Origin of the sequence: Brevibacillus choshinensis (assembly GCF_001420695.1) — a bacterium.
Lineage (GTDB): Bacteria > Bacillota > Bacilli > Brevibacillales > Brevibacillaceae > Brevibacillus > Brevibacillus choshinensis.
Genome location: NZ_LJJB01000007.1, coordinates 17469 through 37784, shown reverse-complemented (window position 1 = coordinate 37784; position 20316 = coordinate 17469). Strand labels below are relative to the sequence as shown.

Genomic DNA, 20316 nt, shown 5'->3' with positions numbered 1-20316 from the left:
GGCTGATCCCCTCGAACAGGAAAGAAAAAAATCCCGCATCGGGCTAAACCGACGAGGGACTTCCACTTTCTTTCGCAAGAATTTTATAGCACAAGCTTGTACGATTGGTGACGTCAAACTTGCGATAAATGCTTTGCAGATGCTTTTTAACCGTATTGATACTGACAAACATCTGAGCGGCGATCGCTTCATTCCCAAATCCTTTTTGCACCAGTGCCAGTACTTCCCGTTCCTTGGCTGTCAAATCGGTCTCCTGTTGAGGTTTGGACGAGGCTATCCGTTTTGGGCGCTCATATTGAATCATGGTTCGGCTCAAGAAGCGAGAGATGATCTCCATACACTTTATGTCACGCTCTTGAAACGGGCTCTCCTTTTTAGAACGAACAAACGCGATGCTGCCCAGCAGCTGTCCATTGTTCATCAAGTAAGCCACCATCTGATGGTAGTAGCCATGTCGAGCCATAAACTCATGATAATAATCGCTCTGCTCATATTCATGCGGGGACAAAACGTCATGAATTCGCAGGACATGCTGATGGCCCAGACGGTCGACAACCTTGCTCGGCAACAAAATATCATGCTGATAGCAGGCGGCAAGATAGCTGTCCATGGCGTTCCTGTCGATATTTCGCATGACGGGACGGACCCGTTCCTCATGCTCATTGACCATCCAAAAGTTGGCCCTTTGAAAACCAAAGCGTCTTTCGAAAGACTGAAGAGCCTGTTGGCGGAAATTTTCGGTAGAGCCTACCATATCATCCATGAAAGCAAGAACTTTTTGATAATCTTGATTTGAGAACGCTTCCATAAAGAATCACTCCCAACCACAAATCTTCTCCAAGTTCTATTGTATCAGATTTTTTCGAATAAAAAATCACCCGATCGGGTAATTGTTCGAGCCATGTTCCTTTTCCATAATGGGGATAAGCCTATCGACGAGGAGTGAACCTATGAGCTATTTAAATCTGGCACTGGTCCAAATCGCTTCCCCCAGCACGAATCCTGATCTGCAGGCTCGCAAACGAGAAAATTACGAGAAGCTTGCCTATTATGTCGATACGATAGCCGGGATGAATCCGGCAGTGGATCTGATTGCTTTCCCTGAACTGTACTTGAACGGGCTGGACCCGGTAAACTGGCTACAGATGGCAGAGACGATTCCTGGTCCTCTGACTGATCTTCTCTGTGAAAAAGCGAGGGAGCATCGGAAATGGCTCGCTCCTGGTTCCTTGTATGAGCAGGCTGAGAATAGCAACGAAGCCTATAATACAGCCCTTTTGATTTCTCCTGAGGGAGAGATTGTGATGAAATACAGAAAAGTGTTTATTCCCTACCCACTCGAACAATCGAAGCCAGGGCACGACTTTCCCGTTTATGAAATACCGAATATCGGTAAGGTGGGCTTCATGATCTGTGCAGATGGCCACTATCCAGAGGCAGCGCGCAATCTGGCCCTAAAGGGTGCCGAAGTGATCATCAAGCCGACATTGCAAGGTGACTGGATCGGAGGCATGAGAAACAACCTCCCGATCGCCATCACCCGCGCGATCGAGAATCAATGCTTTGTCGTCAGTATCAACCACCCGAACCCAATTGGGATGGGACATTCGGTCGCTGTCGACCCAGAAGGTAGAATCATCGAGGAGCTGGGTGACTCCGAATCGTTCACAATCGTCTATTTGAATCTGGATGAAGTGCGGCGCGTCCGAGAAAATGGATCCATGGGAATGTTCGGATTCCTGAAAATGCTCAAAGGATTTAAGGAATCGGGTATTGAGGTAGATGAATGCTACTCGGCTGACCTCACAAAAGCACCCGTCTTTCAATCTTTACAAAAGCCTTTTCCGAAAACACCTGCGGATATTGAGAAGTATGGCGCGCCTCAGGAACAGCCTATAAACAAGTAGAATAACGCAAACACCGGTGGAAGCCACCGGTGTCTTTTTTTTACGCCAGCACAGGCAGTACGAGATTGAGCAAAAACAGGCCAGCAATCACGTACAACAAGGCAGGCACTTCTCGTCTTTTCCCCAAAGCCAGCTTCAGCAGCGGATAAGCAACAAATCCAAACGCGATACCGTCCACGATGCTGTAGGACAACGGGATGATCGCGATGATCAAAAAGGCGGGGAAGCCTTCCGAGAAGTCTTTCAAATTAATGTTCTGCACATTTTGCAGCATCAGTGCTCCGATGATGATCAGCACCGGAGCAATTGCTCCATCTGGAATCATTTTGACGAGCGGAATCAGTCCCAGTGATCCCAGCAGCAGCGTTCCGGTCACAAGCGCGGTGAGACCCGTACGTCCCCCTGCCGCAATACCTGCTGCGCTCTCCACCGTCGAAACCGTCGGGCTTGTGCCCAACATACCCGATAGAGCAGCGGATACGGCATTGGCTTGAAGAGAGCGACGAAACTTCTGTGGCTGTCCGGCCATAGCCGTATGCCCGTGAATCAAACCGATATTTTCAAAGACAATGACCATCGCCAGTGAGAATGTCGCAATCCAAAACGGCAGTGTCCATATTCCGCTAAAAGAGAACCCGGCAAAGACATGACCATACTCAGCAAAAGAAAACCCACCGCCGCTTCCTGGCTCTACAATCCCGAACAAAAAGCCAAGCCCCGTACCCGCTGCGATCCCGATGAGGAAATTGCCAGGTACATTGCGCACAAACAAAATCAGCGTAATGATCAGTGTCGCCAGCGTGACGATCACATGCGGACTGGACAACTCCCCTAACGCCACAAACGTAGACGGATTCGTGACGATCAGTCCACCCTTTTGCAATCCGATAAAGGTGAGAAACAGCCCGATCCCCACCGTGATCGCTTCTTTCAGCGAAGTGGGAATTGCATTGGACAGGACGGTAGCTGCCCGGCTAAAGGCGATGACAGCAAAGATTAGTCCTGAAACAAATACCGCAGCCAAAGCCTCCTGCCAGGAAAGACCCATCGTGTGGCAGAGCGTATAAGTAAACAACGCATTGATCCCCATTCCGGGAACCAGTATGATCGGTGCATTTGCCCAGAAAGCCATCAACAGCGCTCCGACAAACGCCGTCAGCACCGTCGCGAGAATGCCTGCCTCCATGGGAATGCCCGCATCCTGCAAGATCGAAGCGTTTACGGCAACAATGTAAACAATGGTGACAAAGCTGATAAAGCCAGCTAATAGCTCCCGTTGAATCGTCGTGTCGCAAGCGCGCAGGTGAAATATTTTATCCATCCACGTACGCACAATAATTCCCTTCTTTCTATTGTGTCTTTTCCATGTGAAGTCATGAAATTTATGCTATCATAGCCAGATCAATATGAAAAATATCCAGTAAATCTGTCTTTCATATCGATTTCATATGGAAAAACGTTTCCGTAGAAAGAAGTGGTATTCATGGATATACGTCAGCTGCGTTACTTTATCGCGATTGCCGAAGAAGGGCAAATCACGGGAGCAGCCAAGCGTCTGAACATGGCGCAGCCCCCATTGAGCCAGCAGTTAAAGCAGATGGAGGATGAGCTCGGTGTCACACTGATGGAGCGATTCGGTAAACGCATGGAACTCACGGAAGCCGGCCACACCTTGTACCGGCAAGCACTCAATATCGTGCACCAAATGGAGGAAGCCCTCTCCGAAGTAAAAGAAACAGGCGAAGGCATTCGGGGTAGCCTGTCCATCGGCGTCAGTGCTTTATCCGCCTACTTCCTGCCCGAGCAAATTCGCCTGTTTCAACAACAGTATCCCTTGATTACCTATAAAGTCTGGAAGGGCGACACACAGCTCCTCAACCACTGGCTGGAGCGCAGAACGATCGAGGTCGCCATCGTCCGTTTGCCTCATTCCCTGACCAATTGCAGCACGATTCCCTTGGAAGAAGAATCGTTCGTACTGATCGTTCCTGCCAGCTCCCCATACGCCACACAACAGCAGATCCACATGCGTGACATTGCCGAGATCCCGCTCATCATGCCAAGCATCCCTGGCCTCGGGATATACGACCTGATCGTCAAGGAATTTTCCAGACTTGGAGTCGAGCCACACGTCATCTGCGAATGTCCCGACATCTCCCTCATCGTCAGCATGGTCGGTGCCAAAGTCGGTGCTTCCATCGTCCCGCGTTCCGCTTGGGAAACCCACCGAAGCGATCAAATCCACGGAATTGAGATCACAGGAACGACGATCTCCTCCTCTGCTGCCGTCGTTTGGCAAACCGGACGCCATCTGTCCAAGGCAGCCAAACATTTTATTGAGATGTTTTCGTAAACACACGATTGGCCCCTGCCTGATCGATGGTGCGCATCGCCGCAGCGACTTCCTTCTCCTTTTCGCTGCCTGCTTCCAAATGGGAAATAATCGCTTGTCGATCCTGTTCGTTGCGGTTCTGGCTCAGCTTGTACTTCGCATCGATCCGCTCCACCTTGATCTCGAAACAAGTAATTCCTTTGAGCAATCCATCCATGACTTTTTCCGGAACTGCTCCCCATGCGACAGGAGATTGTTGTCCTTGCTCATATTTGGACAGCAAAGCCTGCATCATCTCTGTTACCTTTTCGACAGAAGTAATGACGCGAGCCTTCCCGTAAGCGTGTACGGCCATGTAATTCCACGTGGGAACGTTGGGTTGACTGTACCAGGAAGAGGAAACGTACGCGTGAGCTCCCTGGAAGACCACCAACACCGACGTATCCGTCTGCCCCAGCATGTCTCCCTGCGGGTTGTTTCGCGCGACGTGTCCCGTCAAGAATAGCTCGTCTCCCCTTTGCTCCACTTCCATAGGGAGATGGGTTACTTCTGGTTCTTTTGCGTCCGCAGAAATCAACAGAGCAAACGGATGCTGCTGCATGAAAGCGATCATCTCTTCTTGATCGGTTACTTCAAAATACGGTGGTGTGTACATGCATGCCTCACTCCTCTTTTTTCTCATCGTAGCATGCGGTCCGTATTCGGCTAGGGGCAATTTTGCCGAAAGAAACGAGGTCAATTCGTCATTTCCTAGACGTCATTCTTGCAATAAAATGGGAAGGCTGTGCCAAACCATGCGTCACAGCCTTTATCGAGAGCTGTATGAAGAGCTCGGCATTGAGGCCACCGTAGGAGAAATGGTTTGGATCGTGGAGAACTTCTTTCCTTACGACGGCACGCCGTACCATGAAATCGGCTTTTATTATCGAATCGAATCAGATAATCCACATTTTCCCCAAACGGACGGGCCATTCTTCAGCAAAGAAGGACCACGCCTCATTTTTCAGTGGACTCCTCTGGAGCAGCTTGATCGTTCCGAATTGTACCCTGAATTTCTACGAACCGCTCTCAAGGAGCTACCCGCGCACACCCAGCATCTGGTGGTAAGGCAAGAGTAACCACACTCATTTCACCTACAGCGAGAGGAAGAGGCTACTATTATCGAATCGCGATCAGGATCCCTGCGCCAATCATCATGGCACCTGCTAAACGATCCATGAGTGCTTTCGAGTTCGCAGAAGAGAACAGTTTTCTTACCACCTCTGCCATGATCCCATAACCGACCACTATGCAGGTCATCACACAAATGATAATGGTACACAATAGGGCGTAGCTGTTCAGTGTTAAACCAGAGATATTAATGACCCCTGGAAGAAGCGCTATATAAAACAAGATGGCGATGGGATTTGACAGAGTCATTGTCAGGCCAAGACCGATGTCCACTATGGCGTTGACAGGTTTTGGTTTCTCATTGACTGCCAGCATCCTTCCGGCGTTTTTCCATTTCTTAATACCTAGCCAGACAAGATAGACGACTCCACAAAATTTCAACACAATGAACATGGGGCCGAGGACCTCTACAAGAGCTGTGAGGCCCAGAACAGCAGCAGTAAGCATGAGCAGTTTGCCGAGAATAATCCCGAGGGCGAGAGTGAAACTCGCGAATACACCACCGGACAGAGCCCTGGACAGGAGCCCCGCTATTTCAGGGCCAGGTGAAGCAGCAGATGCAGCAAAGGCCAAAGCAAAAACCATATACTCAGACATATTTGAATCCTCCTCTCTCTCATCATAAATCGGAAAGAGCAGAACAGATCAGATGTAGCAGAACAGATTTTTCCAAAAGCAAAAAACCAGTCTCATACTTTTGAAGTACGAAACTGGCCCTTGCGGGTCTGATTTCACTCACCCCACATGGGAATAACGGCCTCATAAATATACCTTGACAGGAATATTCCTTTTAGCGTATATTCAAATCAATAAGAAGATGACCTTTGTGATGAAGGAGATGAGATGATACCGAGAGACCATCACTTAACGAGGTGAGTGACATGTCAGGGAAAAATCCGGGCATGTACATGACGATGCTTAGCGCATTAGCCGAACCGAATCGTATGAATATCGTCGAACTCTTGCGCGACGGTCCCCTGAGTGTGGGGGAAATCGCCGACCGGCTAGGGCTTCGCCAGCCCCAAGCCTCGAAGCATTTGAAGGTACTTAGCGACAATGGGATTTTAGAAGTAAAGGCCGAAGCAAACCGCCGGATCTACAAGCTACGGCCCGAGCCTTTCCAAGCACTGGATTCTTGGGTCAGCTCCTTCCGGCGTGTCATGGAAGACAGATTTGATAATCTGGAAGACTACTTGCGGGAGCTGCAAAACAAGGAAGAATCATAAGATCATTCAAAACGATGAGGAGGAATTACAATGTCAAACAACGCAATGGTTTCGAGGATAGAGAACGATCGCGTACTGGTGCTGGAGCGCGTTTTCGATGCACCACGCGATCTCGTGTTCAAGATGTTTAAAGAGCCTGAGCATCTCAAGCGTTGGTGGGGACCGAGAGGCTGGGAGGTTCCGGTTTGCAACGTCGATTTCCGACCGGGCGGCGTTTGGCACTACTGCATGAAGTGCGTCGATCAGAACCAAGGTCAATTCTTCGGCATGGAATCTTGGGGCAAAGGCGTTTACAAGGTAATTGTCGAGCCGGAAACGATCAGCTATACCGATTACTTCTCCGATGCTGACGGCAATACGAACGAGACCATGCCTTCGACCGAGATCACGCTTGAATTTATCGATCTGGATGGCAAGACAAAGCTGGTCAACCGTGCTGAATATGTGTCCGCAGAGGCCCTCAAGACTGTCATGGACATGGGCATGCTGCAAGGTATCACCGAAACTTGGGACCGTCTGGAAGAGCGTCTGAACGAGGTCAAGTAAGGAAATACGGAAAAGGCCGCCTGGCTTTGAGAGCTGGCGGCTGTTTTGATTTTGGCGTTAACAGCTCAGAGAAATTACTGATATGGATATTTACTCATTTTTTGGTCTTTATCCACTCATACATAAGCAAGTTTAAAGCTGTCCTCATACCATAAAGAATCATGGTAAAGGGGGAAGTGCAATGGACCCTATTGATTTCCATCGGGAGAGAATGCGTCATCACCTAAGGAGAGCTGAGCACTATCGCTCTTTAAGTATCGAACATCGACATGACCGATCGAGGCATCATACGTTTGCTGAAAGGGAACATTTCCATCGCATGCGAGCACATCACCATAGAATGATGATGCATTCTTTACGTCGTTAATGCTCCACAAGCTTCCTTTACTGGTCCTTTTTATTTAACCGGTTAACATCATTAAAGATGAATGGTTCGTTCAAAGGCTATCGGTATTAACACTGGTAGCCTTTATGTATTTGTTCCGGCTATCGAACCTGTTCGCTAAGTAGCGCTTTTTACAACGAAAGCAACCAATGCGATAATCAAGATTCCAAATCCAACTAGCCATAAAAATACTGCCCATGCTCGGTAAGAGAAAAAAACGGGTAGCTCCCATATCAATAAATCCCCTATCATGAAATAAAGCTTCCCAAAACGGTTCTTTTGGGACTCCCTTTTTCCAAAAAAACACCTCTAATAATATGAATAATATCGCCACTACGATGATTACCAAACCCATCTGAGTCTGATCCAAGCAAATATGCCCCTTTTATGGTTAGTGCTAATTTCAGAGGAGATAATTGATCAAGTAAGGACTTAATCAGAATTGTTATCCACCTTCGTGTACTTGCTAAAATGTCGGAAAGTTTCTGGCAATAGTTCCTGGTGAAGGAGGCGTATGGGCGGATAGATCAACTGATCGAGTAAAAGCCTTCCTACCTTTTTATAATTTTTTGATGCGTATGGGACTGACCATCAAAATAGCAAGCAAAATAGTAACAATGGAATTGCTATAGAGAAATAACCCCATCCCTGCCATGATAAGTCCCGAGAGAGGAATGGGAATACCCATAAAGTACCCGATTGTTGGTTTGGCGCTAAATCTCGCTAATCGCAAGGCTCCCAGTGCCGGATAAAGTACAAATGCAACAGAAGTTTGCAAAGAATGCGGGGACATTGCATGGAAAAGCAAAGCGGGAGCAACCCCGAAACTGACCATATCTGCGAGCGAGTCCAATTCAACTCCCAACTCGCTATTCACTTTTAATTTTCTTGCTATTTTTCCGTCGAACAAATCGAGAAACGCGGCTAAAAAAATGAGAAGAGCTGCCGTTCGCAAATAACCGCTCATCGTAAAGGTAATCGAGAATAGACCACATATTAAATTTCCCATTGTAAATAAATTAGGTACCCATTTTACCATGCGCGAGGACAATTTAAGTCCGCCTTTCCACATCTATTAAATCCATGAAACATATCTATCGTTATTGTATCTATTACCTAATTAGAGTATTCACTGTGAGGTTGATCATTTGCATATCCCCCGGAAGAGCTTTCTGATGAACGAAATAAAACAGCTGACGCCATCGGAATTTAGACGTCAGCTGTTGACCTCCCCTTGAACCTAAGCTGGGCACATCACACGAAATTTTTAAACCAAGGGGCGTGCCGTGGTGAGGCTACCATCCAAGTGATTTTTTCAACTGCCGAGACTTTCTCGACAGCCTGGATGTTTATCCATTATTTAAGTTCTGCTAACGATGCTTCCAGAGAAGCTTTACACGCTGCGGCATCTTGATGTACAGCTCGTAGTTCCCTTAATACGTTATCGATGGTATCGTCAATTTCAGTCCACTTGGTCTGGTTCATTGGTTTTAGACGAGCCTCGGCCTCGTCCCACGCGTACTCCAAATCATCAACCCGTGCATTAGCCGCAGACAGATTTCCAGCATTCACAAGGCTTAGAGTATCTTCCTCTATTTTTATGAAACTAGACAGATCACCCAAAGGTGAGACTGGGACTGCGGAAGTAGACGAACCTCCTTGCGGTGATTTTTGTGAAACGGAAGTAGACGTCCCTCCATGAGATGAGGCTTGCGAGCTAGCTGTATTCCCCTGCTGTGAAGCCTGTGAAACAGCAGTGTTCGCTTCATCTAAGAGCTTGGAATGACGCCAATAATAGCCTGTTACTGACGCAAGAGCCAATACGCATACTACCACAGCAACTTGCCGGAAAACTGTAAATGGTGTTGTATTCGTTGTTGTGTTTGTTGCTGTTATGGGAATCAAATCCCGCTTGGTAACGGAAAGGAAAACGACTGTCAGTAGTATGGCTACGATAAATATTACACTTGTGACGGTTGCGCCTAATCCCAAACCGCCGTGCTTCTGTGGTTGTGAAAGGTAGTCACCCAACGAAGCACCCAAAGGACGTGTCATAATATATACGATCCAAAAAGCCAACACCGGATCAAGTTTACATTTCCAGGCAACCGACACGAAAGCAATTACTGCACAAACGATAACGCCTGTTACAAGGTAACCGAGGCCGAGACTTTCTGCCATTAAGTCTCCGGCAGCCGTACCCAGTGCAAACGTGAACAGAATTGCTAACCAATAAAAGATTTCCCGCCGCACGGTGAAGATTGAATGGATGGAAAGGGTTTTCTCACTGGCGTACCAGATGGCAAAGGTAATCGCCAAGACGATACAAAAACCTATGGTACTCACTTCAAGTGGGATGCCCATACTGTCTGTCATATTGTCTGTAACAAGTGTTCCAAAGATACTGATCAAGACAACCGTCAGCCAATAAATGCCAGGGATAAATTTCTTCGCCTTAAACTTAAAGAAGATAACAACCAGCAACAACGCCCCATGACGATGGAGGTCCAAGTCAGTCCAAAGCCGAGATTGACGTTCAGGAAGTCAGATGCTGTTTCACCGACAGTATTGCATAGCACTTTTATTATCCAGAAAAAAATAGTTACCTCTGGAACTTTACTTATCATGCTTTTACCTTCATTTGTTTTGATTGATTCCATTACGCTACCTCCTTATTCCACTTTTTAAAAACACCCCTAGGAAATCCCCTTTCTGTAATCCGAACTATATGGACATGTCCATTAAAATCGAAGGAAATAGTATCAGATGTAGATGTACCTGATTCATGCGAGTACATATGCGTAATTGATTGCCATCCCGCTCTACGACTGTAATCATGCGAAGCCCTTCCAGATCCTCATTAGGAGATTCAATGAAATGCAGCAATCACTTTTTGCATATTGAACAAAAAAAATAGACATCAGAAGATTTTGATGTCTATTTTCATCATCACTTACAGTGGATGCTACAATATCAACGGCTTATCCCGTTTCATATGCTGATCAAAATCGCTGAACTTGCTGAGCTTCAGCTCTTTCCCGAACACGTGAGCAAATCCTTCCAGGGCTACTACTGTATCCACAAAACGGTCCGTCGCTAATCCCGAATCAATCAAGTGAAAGCACTTCTTAAATTCCCTCTCGTTATACTGAAGCTTTTGTTTCATGGCAAATTCAAATTCTTCGCGCCGCCTACGAATTTCTAATGTAGCTGCCTCGCACAAAGCCATCACTCTCTGCGCTTCCACTTCAGCTAATTTCGCTTCCTTCAAGATAGAAAGGGAGGATTGATATAATCCCGTCGCGATCATATAACCAGCCATGCTGCCGACAACGGCTCCCACAGGACCGAAGACAGCCCCAGCCGCTGCTCCCGCATATATACTGGAGGTGGTACTCACACCCGTTTGTCCAATCTTCTCCATGGCTTGCTCGGAAGTGATTTCCCCTTTTGCGTATCGAAGCACGGTTACGCCCATGTCCACGACACCAGCAGCAATAGAAGTAGCCACATTCGATTTCGCCAACGCATCGATCCCTGCTTTTTGTGCAGCCGTTCGAATCCCGGTACTGATCGCACCCGTACTAGCGCCTCTCATCCCGGCTGCCCCTGTATCTTTCATGGCATTCTTCGCCGCTTGTTCGAGGCTAACTTGTCCCTTGGAAACCGCTACGCCATTTTTAATCAAGGACATGGCGCCCCCGATTACGGCAGAAGCTGCTGCAGCCTGTCCGCTTGTCACGCCGATTTCTTTTTTAAACTGGTCCCATTCCAACTTCGAACTATAGGCTGCTGTATCTTCTGTCGCCCGAATGGTTTCATCGTAAGAGGTTCCGCTGGAGCTAATCTCGTTGTGCGTTAGCTTTCCCTTCACATTTTTGAGTGTATCCCGATATTCCTCGGTGTAAATGGACCCACTGTTTGCCCGATTTTCTGCCAACTCGCGAACCCGATCTGCCTTTTCCGCGTTCACAAGCTTTTGCATGCCCCGATATTTCTCGTCGCTCACCATCCGGGTCAGCCGGGCGGCATTGTTGCTTGATTTCGCCTGAACCTCGTCAAGCACCTTATCTCCGCTTCGGATCAGGATGTCTGCTTTGGCATGAGGATCTCCCTCAAGAGCAGTGACGTAAGCACGGATATCTGCCCCTTTCGAAGCTGCATCCATATTAAATTTGGTCGCCTCGATAATCTCAAACAAGTTGCCCTGCTTTTGATCGACCCCAACATTTTTTAAGTTGTCGGCCATTCTTCTCAGGGAGTCCATCCCTTCGACAGCTGCATGGGAAGCTTCTGCTTCGTGTCTTGCAGCATACGATCCCAGCTGACTTCCTAGAAACGAATCGGCATCCGCCGTATTCTTTTCTGTGGATCCATCCTTCTTTTTGCGCCCGAATAGAAACGAAAACATATCAGATCACCCCATTCTCTCCCCTTCTAACAGGTAGGGAGTGCCGCTCAGCAGTTCATAGGAAGGCTCAAGTACTTCTACCGAGCTCTCCATGATGGCACCTTTTTTATCGAGCAGGGGAGTTTCCAATAACAGCTTCAAGGCTTGGGCAAATTGATAGGATGAATGAAGCACTTCTTTGTGTTGAGGAGCCAAATCATCGTAGACGAGCAGAATTTTTCTGCCAATCAGCCCATGGAAGAACTGCTTCACTTTAAACGATAATTTCTGTTGTCTATTTTCATCTGCTTCTGCCAATGCTTGCTCCAATCGATCTAAAACGGTGTCCATGCGTTCCGACATTTCTTCAATCGCATCGTTGAATTGATAGGAAATATCGCAAATCGCTTCCATCATGCTTGTGGCTGTACGGAACTCTTCCGCCGCCGTTTTCGCTTTGGACAGATTGGACTTGGCCTCCGCTAGATTCTTTTTGGATTTAGCCTCCATCAAAAACCCACCTAAAGCAATAGCCGGCCCTGCTACGATGCCTCCCAATACAGCGGCACCTCCGGCCATCCCCAATCCACCGGCAGCGAGGGACCCTCCACCAAACCAAGCCAAGGTCGCATTGGTGGCCGCCACTCCGGATAGGGCAGAGAGTGCCGTTCCTGTAGAAGCCGATGCAAACATCATGGCCCCGCCATAGGATGCGACTCCAGCTAACGCGCCTGCCCCCAATGACTTGAATCCACCCGATACCACTTCAGTCGCCTGCAAAGAAACCTTACGCATTTCAGCCAGCTCATGTTTACTGAGAATCGCCTGTCGGTTTTGGTCTACAGCCGCATTGCCGTACACTTCCACGGCTTTCACTTTTTCCACCACATTCACGAAACGACCGATTTGCTCGTCCCACGTCCGTAATTTTAGCTCTCCCAGCTCAGCTAATACCTGTGTGGTATGCTCCTTTTGGTCTTCCATTTCCTCACGTGCATCCTCATATATTTCTTGGGCGCGCTCATTCAAATCTTGCGCCTCGCTATTGTTTGATACTGATTTTGCTCCTTTATAGATACCGACTGCCCCTGCAACAGCAGCAATCCCTCCCAGAATTAATGGTAATGGCATTTCTACTCCCCCTTGATGACTCCATGTCTGATTTGTAGGTCTTGACACACTTTCAAATTCTCGTGGTAAAACTGTTCCTTGGTAAAATAGAATTGGTATTCTTTGCGGTACATCACATCGATGCGGCATATCTCTGGGCGATCATGATAAATCGAACAAAGATTGTCACGCAAATGAATGCAAACACCGTCTCCCCGATCAAACTTTGCTAATGGCTCAATATGAGAGATGTGCTGACAGCATAAGCCGCAACTCGTACAAGGAAACTGTGCATCATTCATTCATTTCTTAAGCTCCTTCTTTAAGCTGTGTTTTCCTCTGTTGTCGTAAAAATGAAAGCAGCTTACATTAACTACTACACTATAGTTCTACAAATACCCACTAAATACCTCTCGAAAACTAGGTATAAATCCCTATATACACAACATACAAGAAGGACAAAGTCACGAGATGACTGCTAACAGAAAGAACTACAAAAAAGAACAGCTCTCGCATCCATAACCACTCTGCGATAGCTGTTCGTTTGCTTTGCCTTTATTGTGATACTCGTGTTCCAAAATAGGGTCATTCTGATTTCATTACTTTTTCTGGATGACTAGACGTATTTAATAAAACGACTCCTCCAATTATGATGGCGATACCAACAACAGCCATGGCAGTTAATGAGTCTCCCCATATGAGGATACCAATAAGAGCTGTCAGAGCAGTTCCTACCCCTGACCATATGGCATAAGCTAAACTTAACGGTATGGTTCGAAGACTTACTGATAAACAATAAAATGATATTCCGAACCCCAGTATCACTCCAACGGAAGGATACATAAGGGAAAATCCTTCTGACATTTTCAGCATGGATGTACCAAGTATCTCAGCTACGATAGCTCCTGCTAGTGCATAAAAGCCTTTCACAATTTCACCTCCCATTCTTATCAAGTTAATGTGAGTTTCCTGCAGCGAGCTTCATGATTACTGCGCCGCCAATAATTAGGACTAAACCTACTAGTTTTTTGGGGGTGAATTTTTCCTTATAGATGACGACAGCTACCTCGAGTGAACGAAAACACCCTCATCATGATGAAGTTCTGCCCGTGAGCCTACTGTCTTCATCTGTTTCAAAGAACAGCAAAAGGGAGTGGATCTACCCACTCCCTTTTTAACGTATCGTTATCCTCGATTTTGTTCGGATTCGACGTCAATCCCATTTCTCCGAAACAACGCTGCAGTCAACCCCGTGCCTGTCACCTTTTTTCCGGAAAACGTGCCGTCATAGACAAACGTGCTGCCACACGAGGGGCTGTTTTCTTTCAAAATGGCGGACGTTGCTCCGATAGTTTGTGCCAGCTTTAATGCTTGCTGGGCACCCATGAGGAATTCTTCCGTCACGTCATTTCCTTTTTGATCGACGATGCGTGCATTCCCGTCCAATACATCAAAGCCGTCTCCCCCGACGATCTCCGCTGGCGGGCGCGGCGTAGGCAGACCGCCCAGCTGCTCTGGACAGACAGGGATCACCTTGCCTTCCCTCAATAGTTGCTCCAGCTCCTGATCTAGGCAAGACTTTTGATCATAACGGCACTCACAGCCGATCAGACAAGCGCTAATCATTTTCATAAGAAAACCTCCATCGTGGCAAGTACAAGGATGAGCGACCGCACTCGCGTCTACAGCTTGCGCAGCTTCACGCTCTGCACCATATGATCCTGCCCTTTATCGAGGATCAACTGGGCACGTACTCGGGTAGGCAAAATATTGTGTCGAAGGTTGGCTCCGTTGATTTCATGCCAGATGCCAGTAGCGACTTCCGTTGCTTCCGCGTCAGACAAGCTTGCGTAGCGGCGGAAATAAGAAGAGGGATTGGAAAAGGCCGTTTGCCGCAGCAGCTTGAAACGCTCTACATACCATTGCAGAATATCTTTTTCATCCGCATGGACGTAAATCGTGAAATCAAAGAAATCAGAAACGATTACTTCGGAAATGCGTTGCTCGTTTTCCGTGTCTCTCGGTGGCTGCAATACGTTCAGCCCTTCTACGATTAAAATATCCGGCTGGCGCACTGTCTGCCATTCATCCGATACGATGTCATAGACCAGGTGAGAGTAGACAGGGGCTTTTACTTCCGGGAGACCTGACTTCACATCGGATAGGAAGCGGATAAATTTGCGCAAGTCGTAACTCTCCGGAAATCCTTTGCGCTTCATAATTCCACGTTCTTCCAGCACTCGGTTCGGATAGAGGAACCCGTCTGTCGTCACGAGATCTACCTTGGGATGATTCGGCCAGCGGGACAAGAGCGTCTGCAAAATGCGCGCGGTCGTGCTCTTGCCCACGGCAACACTACCGGCGATTCCGATAATAAACGGCACTTTTCCGTCCTGATTGCCGAGAAATGTATGGGTAGCCTGATACAGCTCCTGTGTGGCGCCTACATGTAAATTTAGCAGGCGTGAAAGTGGAAGGTAAATATCCGCTACCTCGGTCATGGAAACATTTTCGTTCACGCCTTGCAAACAGGCCAGTTCCTCATCAGATATGGTCAGCGGCGTGGAAGCCCGCAGAGCTCTCCACTGCTCGCGGTTAAACGTCACGTATGGTGATGCCATGGGAATGTACATCCTTTCCATCATGAAAGTGCTTTCTTTAGATTAACACACAGCTAGTTTACACCAGCAGGCGACTCTTGGGAACAAGTTGGTTTTCCAAACGAGCTGGAAAAACACTTCCAGTCCATAAAAAAACAAGCTAATACCAGTATGCTACCAGTATCAGCTTGTTTCTTTTTTCATCCTTTTTATTTCCCCATAAAGGCTTTCAGCATCCACACATGCTTTTGCAGACTCTCCGTCATGCCCAAAAACATGTCGCCTGTCGCCTCGTCGTCTGCCGCTTCTGCTGCTGTGATGCCTTCTTTCAGCTCACTGACGAGTGTCGTAAAATCACTCACGATCGCTTGCACCATCTGATCGGCAGACTCTCCGCCTGCCGCTTCCTTGATGGATGCTTGCTCGATACAGGCCTTCATGGTAGAAACGGGCTTACCGCCTACAGCCAGCAGACGCTCTGCCAATTCATCCACGTACTTGGCTGCTTCGTTATACAGCTCCTCGAACTTGACATGCAAGGTGAAGAAATTAGGACCTTGCACGTACCAGTGAAAGTGATGGAGCTTTATATACATCACAGACCAGTTGGCAACCTGCTTGTTTAATACGTCAGTAACGGGACGGCTCATCGTTATGCTCATATAGACGATACTTCCTTTCATGGGAATAGGTAGATCGTCTGTAGTGTGCCGCCGTGAGTCGCCCGCTATACCCTGTGTACCGTCATGAACAGATTACTATTCCGCCTGCATACTCAACGCTCGCTCTTGCAAAAAGGTCATGGCATTAAATGCCTGCATGGCTGCTCCAACCGCCAGGCTGCGTTCATCCAAATCAAAGCGAGGGTGATGGACTGGGTAGATGCACCCGGTTTCCTCATTGCGCACACCGAGATGGTAAAAGGCGCCAGGAACGTGCTCGGCGAAGAAAGCAAAATCCTCCACTCCCATCATCGGATATTCGTTTACTCGCACGTTTTCCGATCCTAGCATGGTTTCCCCACAGCGCTTTACCTGGTCGACCATCGCTTTGTCGTTGACGAGCGAGGTGTAGCTCTCATCCAGTACCACCTCTGCCTCGCCTCCGAGACTGCGCGCAGTGAGCTCAGCCACCTCGCGTACCCGTTCTTTAACAAAAGCACGGACGTGTTTATCCAGCGTTCGGATCGTTCCCGTCAGCTTTACTTCCTGCGCCAAGATATTGGCTGCTGTCCCGCCGGAGATGACACCCAATGTTATGACCGCAGCCTCACGTGGATCCACATTGCGGCTAACGATTGTCTGCAACGCAGTGATTACATGTGCAGCGATGACGATGGCATCACGTCCTTTATGCGGGTACGCTCCATGACCGTTTTCTCCGCGGACGGTGATGTATAGGTCATCTGAGGAAGCATTCATCTGACCGTATTTTACCGCAATCTTCCCAACTGGCAGATCAGGAGACACATGCAGACCAAACACCGCTTCCACGCGTGGATTTTCCAGGACGCCTTCCTGGATCATCGGCAAAGCGCCCCCCACTGTCTCTTCCGCCGGCTGAAAGAACAGTTTGACTGTCCCTGCCAGCTCCTGCTTGGACGCATTCAAGATTCGCGCTGCACCCAGCAGGCAAGTCATGTGGGCGTCATGTCCACACGCATGCATCTTCCCAGCAATTTTCGAACGGTATTCTGTATCGTTCCCCTCATCGATCGGCAAAGCATCCATATCCCCGCGCAGTGCTACTGTGGCTCCTGGAGAGGCTCCTTGGATGATTCCTACGACCCCTGTGCCAGCCGATTTGAAATGAGGAATCCCCATTTCGTCTAAATAGCGAATGATTTGCTCCTGCGTCCGGAACTCCTCCATGCCAAACTCGGGGTATTGGTGAAAGTCACGCCGAACCTCTGAGAGCCATGGCAAGATCTCCTGAGCCTGGCGCCAGATGCGATCTGTTTGTTCCGTACTCATACCGTCACACTCTCCTCAATCGTCAACTGGCAGCCAGTCGCATCCAGGCGCGCTTCCACTCCGAGCGGCAGTGCCATATTGGTAGTCCCATGTCCAATCTGAACATTCCAAATGGTTGGCTTTTGATAAGGAACAACGATGTTCTGGAAGACGTCCCACACGGTGAAGCCATCCCGTTTTTTCGGCTCGCAATCTGTCCATGTCCCGATGATGACACCTGCGCAATCGTCAAACAAGCCGCCTAGTGCCAATTGCGTCAGCATGCGATCGATCCGGTAAGGCTCTTCATCGATGTCCTCCAGAAACAAGAGCTTCCCTCTGGTGTCGACCTCATATGGCGTCCCCATCAAAGCGGCGACGAGCGCCAGATTGCCACCCACGACCTGTCCAGACACTTCTCCCTCCACCAGACAAACCATCTCTTCCCCTGGGGGATTGATGATCGGGCCCAACGGTTCTGGACGCGTCATCGCACGCAGCAAGTACTGTTCGGTCCAGCCGTTCATATTGTGGGCGATGTCTGAAGTCGCCATCGGCCCATGCAACGTAGCCAGACCAGACTGCTGTCCGATTGCCGTATGTAGCGCCGTGATGTCGCTGTATCCAATGAACAGCTTGGGGTTTTGGGCGATGCAGTCGTAATCGAGCATCGTGAGAATTTGCGGGGCACCGTAGCCACCCCGCATGCACATAATACCGTCTACTTCATCATCCGCGAACATCGCATTCAGCTCATACGCACGTTGCTGTGGCGTCCCCGCGAGGTACCCCCCATACGTTTCCCGGCATGCTCCACCGACCTTTACCTTGAAGCCATATGCTTCTAGGCCAGCAATTGATTTTAGAAGAACTTCCTCCGTCGCAGGACTCGAAGTGGCAACCAGTCCGATGGTATCTCCTGCCCGCAATGCTTTTCCTTTGTTCATCCCGCATTTCTCCTCTATTCCTTATAGGCCCATTTAAAATCAACTTTGCTGAGCGGATCGATCCGGACGCCTTTTACTTTGTCGTTTTGTACCCAGGCGTTCACGTCGCTGAACAGCCCTGTGAGCGGCATCTCATCCATCAGCAGTGTTTCTGCTTCCAACAGGATTTGTTTTCGTTTCTCTGGATCTTTCTCTACATACGACTTCTGGATCAGCTCCGTGTATTTCGGACTGTGCCAGCGCGTGATGTTGGAAGAGCTGTACTTCTCTACGAATTTTTGCAAGAAGTTGATGGAGTCGTTGTAATCGGCGGTCCAGCTGGAGCGGGTGATTTCGAACTTGCCTTGCTCCTGGTCATCCAGATAGACCTTGGTTTCTTTGTTGAGCAGCTTGACGTCGACTCCCAGCACGTTTTTCCACGTAGCTTGCAGCGTCTCCGCTATCGCTTTGTTGCGGTCCGAGGTGTTGTAGAGATACGTGATTGGCGGTAGCTTCGTAATACCGAGCTCTTTCATGCCCTCCGCCAACAGCTTTTTCGCTTCATCTGGTTGGTTATCCGCAAAAAACCCTTCTGGCTTGAGGCTCGCGGTGATCGGTGTAATTCCCATCAATGGCGTTTGACCAGCCTGACCGATGTTGTCAGCAATTTCCTGACGGTTGATTGCATAGGCAAATGCCTTCCGCACTTTGACGTTCGTAAATGGAGGTCGTTCGGCATTAAAGCGAATGTAATAGGAGGTCGCTTTCGGCTTGGTCAACAGCTTTCCTTCCTGCTTCAGCGGTGACACTGCATCGACAGGCAACCCGCTGATCGGACCGCCAGCCCAGTCCAGATCGCCGTTTTGGAACATCGACAGCTCGGTGTTGGTATCCGAGATCATGGAAAACTCGATGCGATCCAGCTTGACGACATCTTTCTCCCAGTACGTATCGTTTTTCACCAGGACGATTTTATTTTTATGCTCCCACGTCTCCAATTTGAACGGTCCGTTGCTGACCAATGTCTTGGGATCATTCGCCCATTTCGGATTCGCCTCTACCACCTTTTTGTTGATGGGGGGCAGGAACGAAGCGAGAGTTGGGAAAAATGGCGTAGGGTGCTCCATGGTTACTTGCAGCGTCTTTTCATCTAACGCCTTTACACCCACATCTTCTGCCTTTGCCTTGCTAGAGGTGAACGCTTGTCCATTTTTGATCGCATAGTAATTGTACGAGGCTGGTGAGCCTGTTTTGGGATCCAGGGCATACTTCCAGGCAAATTCAAAATCCTGGGCCGTGACCGGATCGCCATTTGACCATTTCGCATCACGCAGTGTAAACGTGTACGTGAGCTTGTCGTCGGAGAGCTTCATGTCAGATGCGAGTGAGTTGATCGCATTCCCGTTTTCATCCAGACGTGTGAGACCGTCATAGATCGCGCGGATGACTGCACCTGAGGTCGTGTCTTCCGAAAAAGTCGGATCGAGAGTAGCTGGTTCCTCCATGTTTAGATGCAGCACCTGTGGTTCACCTTTTGCCGGTTCAGAGGCTGGAGCTGGTGTCGTTGCTCCTGCAGACTGATTGGACGGAGAGGAGTTCGCTGGAGTAGCACTGTTCCCTCCGCTACTACAGGCGGATAACAAACTTCCTGCAACAAGCAAGGAACTGATTAAGGCAGTAACCATCTTTTTCAAATCGAAGTGCCCCTTTACCAGATTACTGTTTCAATTTTGCAAAAACAGTGCCAAGCTGTAATCCGCATAATCAGCCCA

Annotated in this window: 21 protein-coding genes and 1 pseudogene; 5 read left to right on the top strand and 17 right to left on the bottom strand. The window is 48.6% G+C overall.

Annotation, left to right across the window (positions count from 1 at the left end; all coding sequences use genetic code 11):
• Positions 1-43: 43 nt before the first annotated feature.
• Positions 44-808: a helix-turn-helix transcriptional regulator gene (locus tag AN963_RS00220; RefSeq protein WP_055742566.1), complete on the bottom strand. Its 765-nt coding sequence runs from the start codon at positions 806-808 to the stop codon at positions 44-46.
• 142 nt (positions 809-950) lie between these two features.
• Between AN963_RS00220 and AN963_RS00215 the strand changes: the two genes are divergently transcribed.
• Positions 951-1907 carry a carbon-nitrogen hydrolase family protein gene (locus AN963_RS00215; protein ID WP_055742565.1) on the top strand — a complete coding sequence of 319 codons (957 nt, stop codon included), beginning with the start codon at positions 951-953 and terminating at the stop codon, positions 1905-1907.
• A 40-nt stretch (positions 1908-1947) separates the two neighbouring features.
• Here AN963_RS00215 and AN963_RS00210 read toward each other — a convergent pair whose 3' ends face one another.
• A complete protein-coding gene (locus tag AN963_RS00210; protein WP_055744388.1) occupies positions 1948-3228 on the bottom strand; it encodes an NCS2 family permease in 1281 nt (426 codons plus the stop codon).
• 162 nt (positions 3229-3390) lie between these two features.
• Here AN963_RS00210 and AN963_RS00205 point away from each other — a divergent pair, with 162 nt between their 5' ends.
• Positions 3391-4260: a LysR family transcriptional regulator gene (locus AN963_RS00205; RefSeq protein WP_055742564.1), complete on the top strand. Its 870-nt coding sequence runs from the start codon at positions 3391-3393 to the stop codon at positions 4258-4260.
• Here AN963_RS00205 and AN963_RS00200 read toward each other — a convergent pair.
• A complete protein-coding gene (locus AN963_RS00200) occupies positions 4241-4894 on the bottom strand; it encodes an FMN-binding negative transcriptional regulator (protein WP_055742563.1) in 654 nt (217 codons plus the stop codon). The two genes, AN963_RS00205 and AN963_RS00200, sit on opposite strands and share 20 nt — an antisense overlap.
• Positions 4895-5033: 139 nt before the next feature.
• On the opposite strand from AN963_RS00200, the gene AN963_RS00195 reads away from it, so the two are divergent.
• Positions 5034-5357 (top strand): NUDIX hydrolase, encoded by a 324-nt coding sequence (locus AN963_RS00195; RefSeq protein ID WP_055742562.1) that lies wholly within the window; start codon positions 5034-5036, stop codon positions 5355-5357.
• 40 nt (positions 5358-5397) lie between these two features.
• On the opposite strand, the gene AN963_RS00190 is transcribed toward AN963_RS00195, so the two are convergent.
• On the bottom strand, positions 5398-6006 hold the full coding sequence (locus tag AN963_RS00190; RefSeq protein ID WP_055742561.1) for a LysE family translocator: 609 nt from the start codon (positions 6004-6006) through the stop codon (positions 5398-5400).
• 284 nt (positions 6007-6290) lie between these two features.
• Between AN963_RS00190 and AN963_RS00185 the strand changes: the two genes are divergently transcribed.
• Positions 6291-6635, top strand: a complete 345-nt coding sequence (locus AN963_RS00185; protein WP_055742560.1) for an ArsR/SmtB family transcription factor — start codon at positions 6291-6293, stop codon at positions 6633-6635.
• Between the two features lie 30 nt (positions 6636-6665).
• Complete coding sequence (locus tag AN963_RS00180) at positions 6666-7181, top strand: SRPBCC domain-containing protein (protein WP_055742559.1); 516 nt, start codon at positions 6666-6668, stop codon at positions 7179-7181.
• Between the two features lie 437 nt (positions 7182-7618).
• On the opposite strand, the gene AN963_RS00175 is transcribed toward AN963_RS00180, so the two are convergent.
• The 13 genes and pseudogenes from AN963_RS00175 to AN963_RS00115 all read right to left on the bottom strand — a co-directional run bounded on the left by AN963_RS00175 (position 7619) and on the right by AN963_RS00115 (position 20229).
• Positions 7619-7936 carry a hypothetical protein gene (locus tag AN963_RS00175; RefSeq protein ID WP_055742558.1) on the bottom strand — a complete coding sequence of 106 codons (318 nt, stop codon included), beginning with the start codon at positions 7934-7936 and terminating at the stop codon, positions 7619-7621.
• Positions 7937-8125: 189 nt separating this feature from the next.
• Positions 8126-8638, bottom strand: a complete 513-nt coding sequence (pssA, locus tag AN963_RS00170; protein WP_407922526.1) for a CDP-diacylglycerol--serine O-phosphatidyltransferase — start codon at positions 8636-8638, stop codon at positions 8126-8128.
• Between the two features lie 824 nt (positions 8639-9462).
• A pseudogene (locus AN963_RS31745) lies at positions 9463-10226 on the bottom strand (COG4705 family protein); the annotation flags it as partial.
• Between the two features lie 305 nt (positions 10227-10531).
• Positions 10532-11977 (bottom strand): hypothetical protein, encoded by a 1446-nt coding sequence (locus AN963_RS00160; RefSeq protein WP_055742557.1) that lies wholly within the window; start codon positions 11975-11977, stop codon positions 10532-10534.
• Positions 11978-11983: 6 nt separating this feature from the next.
• Entirely contained in the window at positions 11984-13087 is a 1104-nt protein-coding gene (locus tag AN963_RS00155) for a hypothetical protein (RefSeq protein WP_055742556.1), read from the bottom strand.
• A gap of 2 nt (positions 13088-13089) precedes the next feature.
• Entirely contained in the window at positions 13090-13368 is a 279-nt protein-coding gene (locus tag AN963_RS32420; RefSeq protein WP_055742555.1) for a YkgJ family cysteine cluster protein, read from the bottom strand.
• A 283-nt stretch (positions 13369-13651) separates the two neighbouring features.
• Positions 13652-13996, bottom strand: coding sequence for a DMT family transporter (locus AN963_RS00145; protein ID WP_055742554.1), 345 nt, complete (start codon positions 13994-13996; stop codon positions 13652-13654).
• A gap of 255 nt (positions 13997-14251) precedes the next feature.
• On the bottom strand, positions 14252-14698 hold the full coding sequence (locus AN963_RS00140) for a DUF523 domain-containing protein (RefSeq protein ID WP_055742553.1): 447 nt from the start codon (positions 14696-14698) through the stop codon (positions 14252-14254).
• 50 nt (positions 14699-14748) lie between these two features.
• Positions 14749-15687, bottom strand: a complete 939-nt coding sequence (gene coaA / locus AN963_RS00135) for a type I pantothenate kinase (protein ID WP_236707840.1) — start codon at positions 15685-15687, stop codon at positions 14749-14751.
• A 188-nt stretch (positions 15688-15875) separates the two neighbouring features.
• Entirely contained in the window at positions 15876-16328 is a 453-nt protein-coding gene (locus tag AN963_RS00130) for a Dps family protein (protein WP_083496736.1), read from the bottom strand.
• A gap of 96 nt (positions 16329-16424) precedes the next feature.
• Positions 16425-17639 (bottom strand): M20 metallopeptidase family protein, encoded by a 1215-nt coding sequence (locus tag AN963_RS00125; RefSeq protein ID WP_055742551.1) that lies wholly within the window; start codon positions 17637-17639, stop codon positions 16425-16427.
• Entirely contained in the window at positions 17636-18565 is a 930-nt protein-coding gene (locus AN963_RS00120) for a S66 peptidase family protein (RefSeq protein WP_055742550.1), read from the bottom strand. Before AN963_RS00120 ends, AN963_RS00125 begins: the two co-directional genes overlap by 4 nt.
• Before the next feature lie 14 nt (positions 18566-18579).
• Positions 18580-20229, bottom strand: coding sequence for a peptide ABC transporter substrate-binding protein (locus AN963_RS00115; protein ID WP_152985633.1), 1650 nt, complete (start codon positions 20227-20229; stop codon positions 18580-18582).
• Positions 20230-20316 lie beyond the last annotated feature (87 nt).

What these genes read in the sequence shown, in the direction of transcription:
- AN963_RS00220 (WP_055742566.1), bottom strand. Translation starts at nt 808, where the DNA reads ATGGAAGCGTTCTCAAATCAAGATTATCAAAAAGTTCTTGCTTTCATG.
- AN963_RS32420 (WP_055742555.1), bottom strand. Translation starts at nt 13,368, where the DNA reads ATGAATGATGCACAGTTTCCTTGTACGAGTTGCGGCTTATGCTGTCAG.
- AN963_RS00200 (WP_055742563.1), bottom strand. Translation starts at nt 4,894, where the DNA reads ATGTACACACCACCGTATTTTGAAGTAACCGATCAAGAAGAGATGATC.
- AN963_RS00205 (WP_055742564.1), top strand. Translation starts at nt 3,391, where the DNA reads ATGGATATACGTCAGCTGCGTTACTTTATCGCGATTGCCGAAGAAGGG.
- AN963_RS00160 (WP_055742557.1), bottom strand. Translation starts at nt 11,977, where the DNA reads ATGTTTTCGTTTCTATTCGGGCGCAAAAAGAAGGATGGATCCACAGAA.
- AN963_RS00215 (WP_055742565.1), top strand. Translation starts at nt 951, where the DNA reads ATGAGCTATTTAAATCTGGCACTGGTCCAAATCGCTTCCCCCAGCACG.
- AN963_RS00120 (WP_055742550.1), bottom strand. Translation starts at nt 18,565, where the DNA reads ATGAACAAAGGAAAAGCATTGCGGGCAGGAGATACCATCGGACTGGTT.
- AN963_RS00195 (WP_055742562.1), top strand. Translation starts at nt 5,034, where the DNA reads ATGCGTCACAGCCTTTATCGAGAGCTGTATGAAGAGCTCGGCATTGAG.
- AN963_RS00210 (WP_055744388.1), bottom strand. Translation starts at nt 3,228, where the DNA reads ATGGATAAAATATTTCACCTGCGCGCTTGCGACACGACGATTCAACGG.
- AN963_RS00140 (WP_055742553.1), bottom strand. Translation starts at nt 14,698, where the DNA reads ATGAAAATGATTAGCGCTTGTCTGATCGGCTGTGAGTGCCGTTATGAT.
- AN963_RS00130 (WP_083496736.1), bottom strand. Translation starts at nt 16,328, where the DNA reads ATGAGCATAACGATGAGCCGTCCCGTTACTGACGTATTAAACAAGCAG.
- AN963_RS00190 (WP_055742561.1), bottom strand. Translation starts at nt 6,006, where the DNA reads ATGTCTGAGTATATGGTTTTTGCTTTGGCCTTTGCTGCATCTGCTGCT.
- AN963_RS00125 (WP_055742551.1), bottom strand. Translation starts at nt 17,639, where the DNA reads ATGAGTACGGAACAAACAGATCGCATCTGGCGCCAGGCTCAGGAGATC.
- AN963_RS00115 (WP_152985633.1), bottom strand. Translation starts at nt 20,229, where the DNA reads ATGGTTACTGCCTTAATCAGTTCCTTGCTTGTTGCAGGAAGTTTGTTA.
- AN963_RS00185 (WP_055742560.1), top strand. Translation starts at nt 6,291, where the DNA reads ATGTCAGGGAAAAATCCGGGCATGTACATGACGATGCTTAGCGCATTA.
- AN963_RS00180 (WP_055742559.1), top strand. Translation starts at nt 6,666, where the DNA reads ATGTCAAACAACGCAATGGTTTCGAGGATAGAGAACGATCGCGTACTG.
- coaA (WP_236707840.1), bottom strand. Translation starts at nt 15,687, where the DNA reads ATGGCATCACCATACGTGACGTTTAACCGCGAGCAGTGGAGAGCTCTG.
- AN963_RS00155 (WP_055742556.1), bottom strand. Translation starts at nt 13,087, where the DNA reads ATGCCATTACCATTAATTCTGGGAGGGATTGCTGCTGTTGCAGGGGCA.
- pssA (WP_407922526.1), bottom strand. Translation starts at nt 8,638, where the DNA reads ATGTGGAAAGGCGGACTTAAATTGTCCTCGCGCATGGTAAAATGGGTA.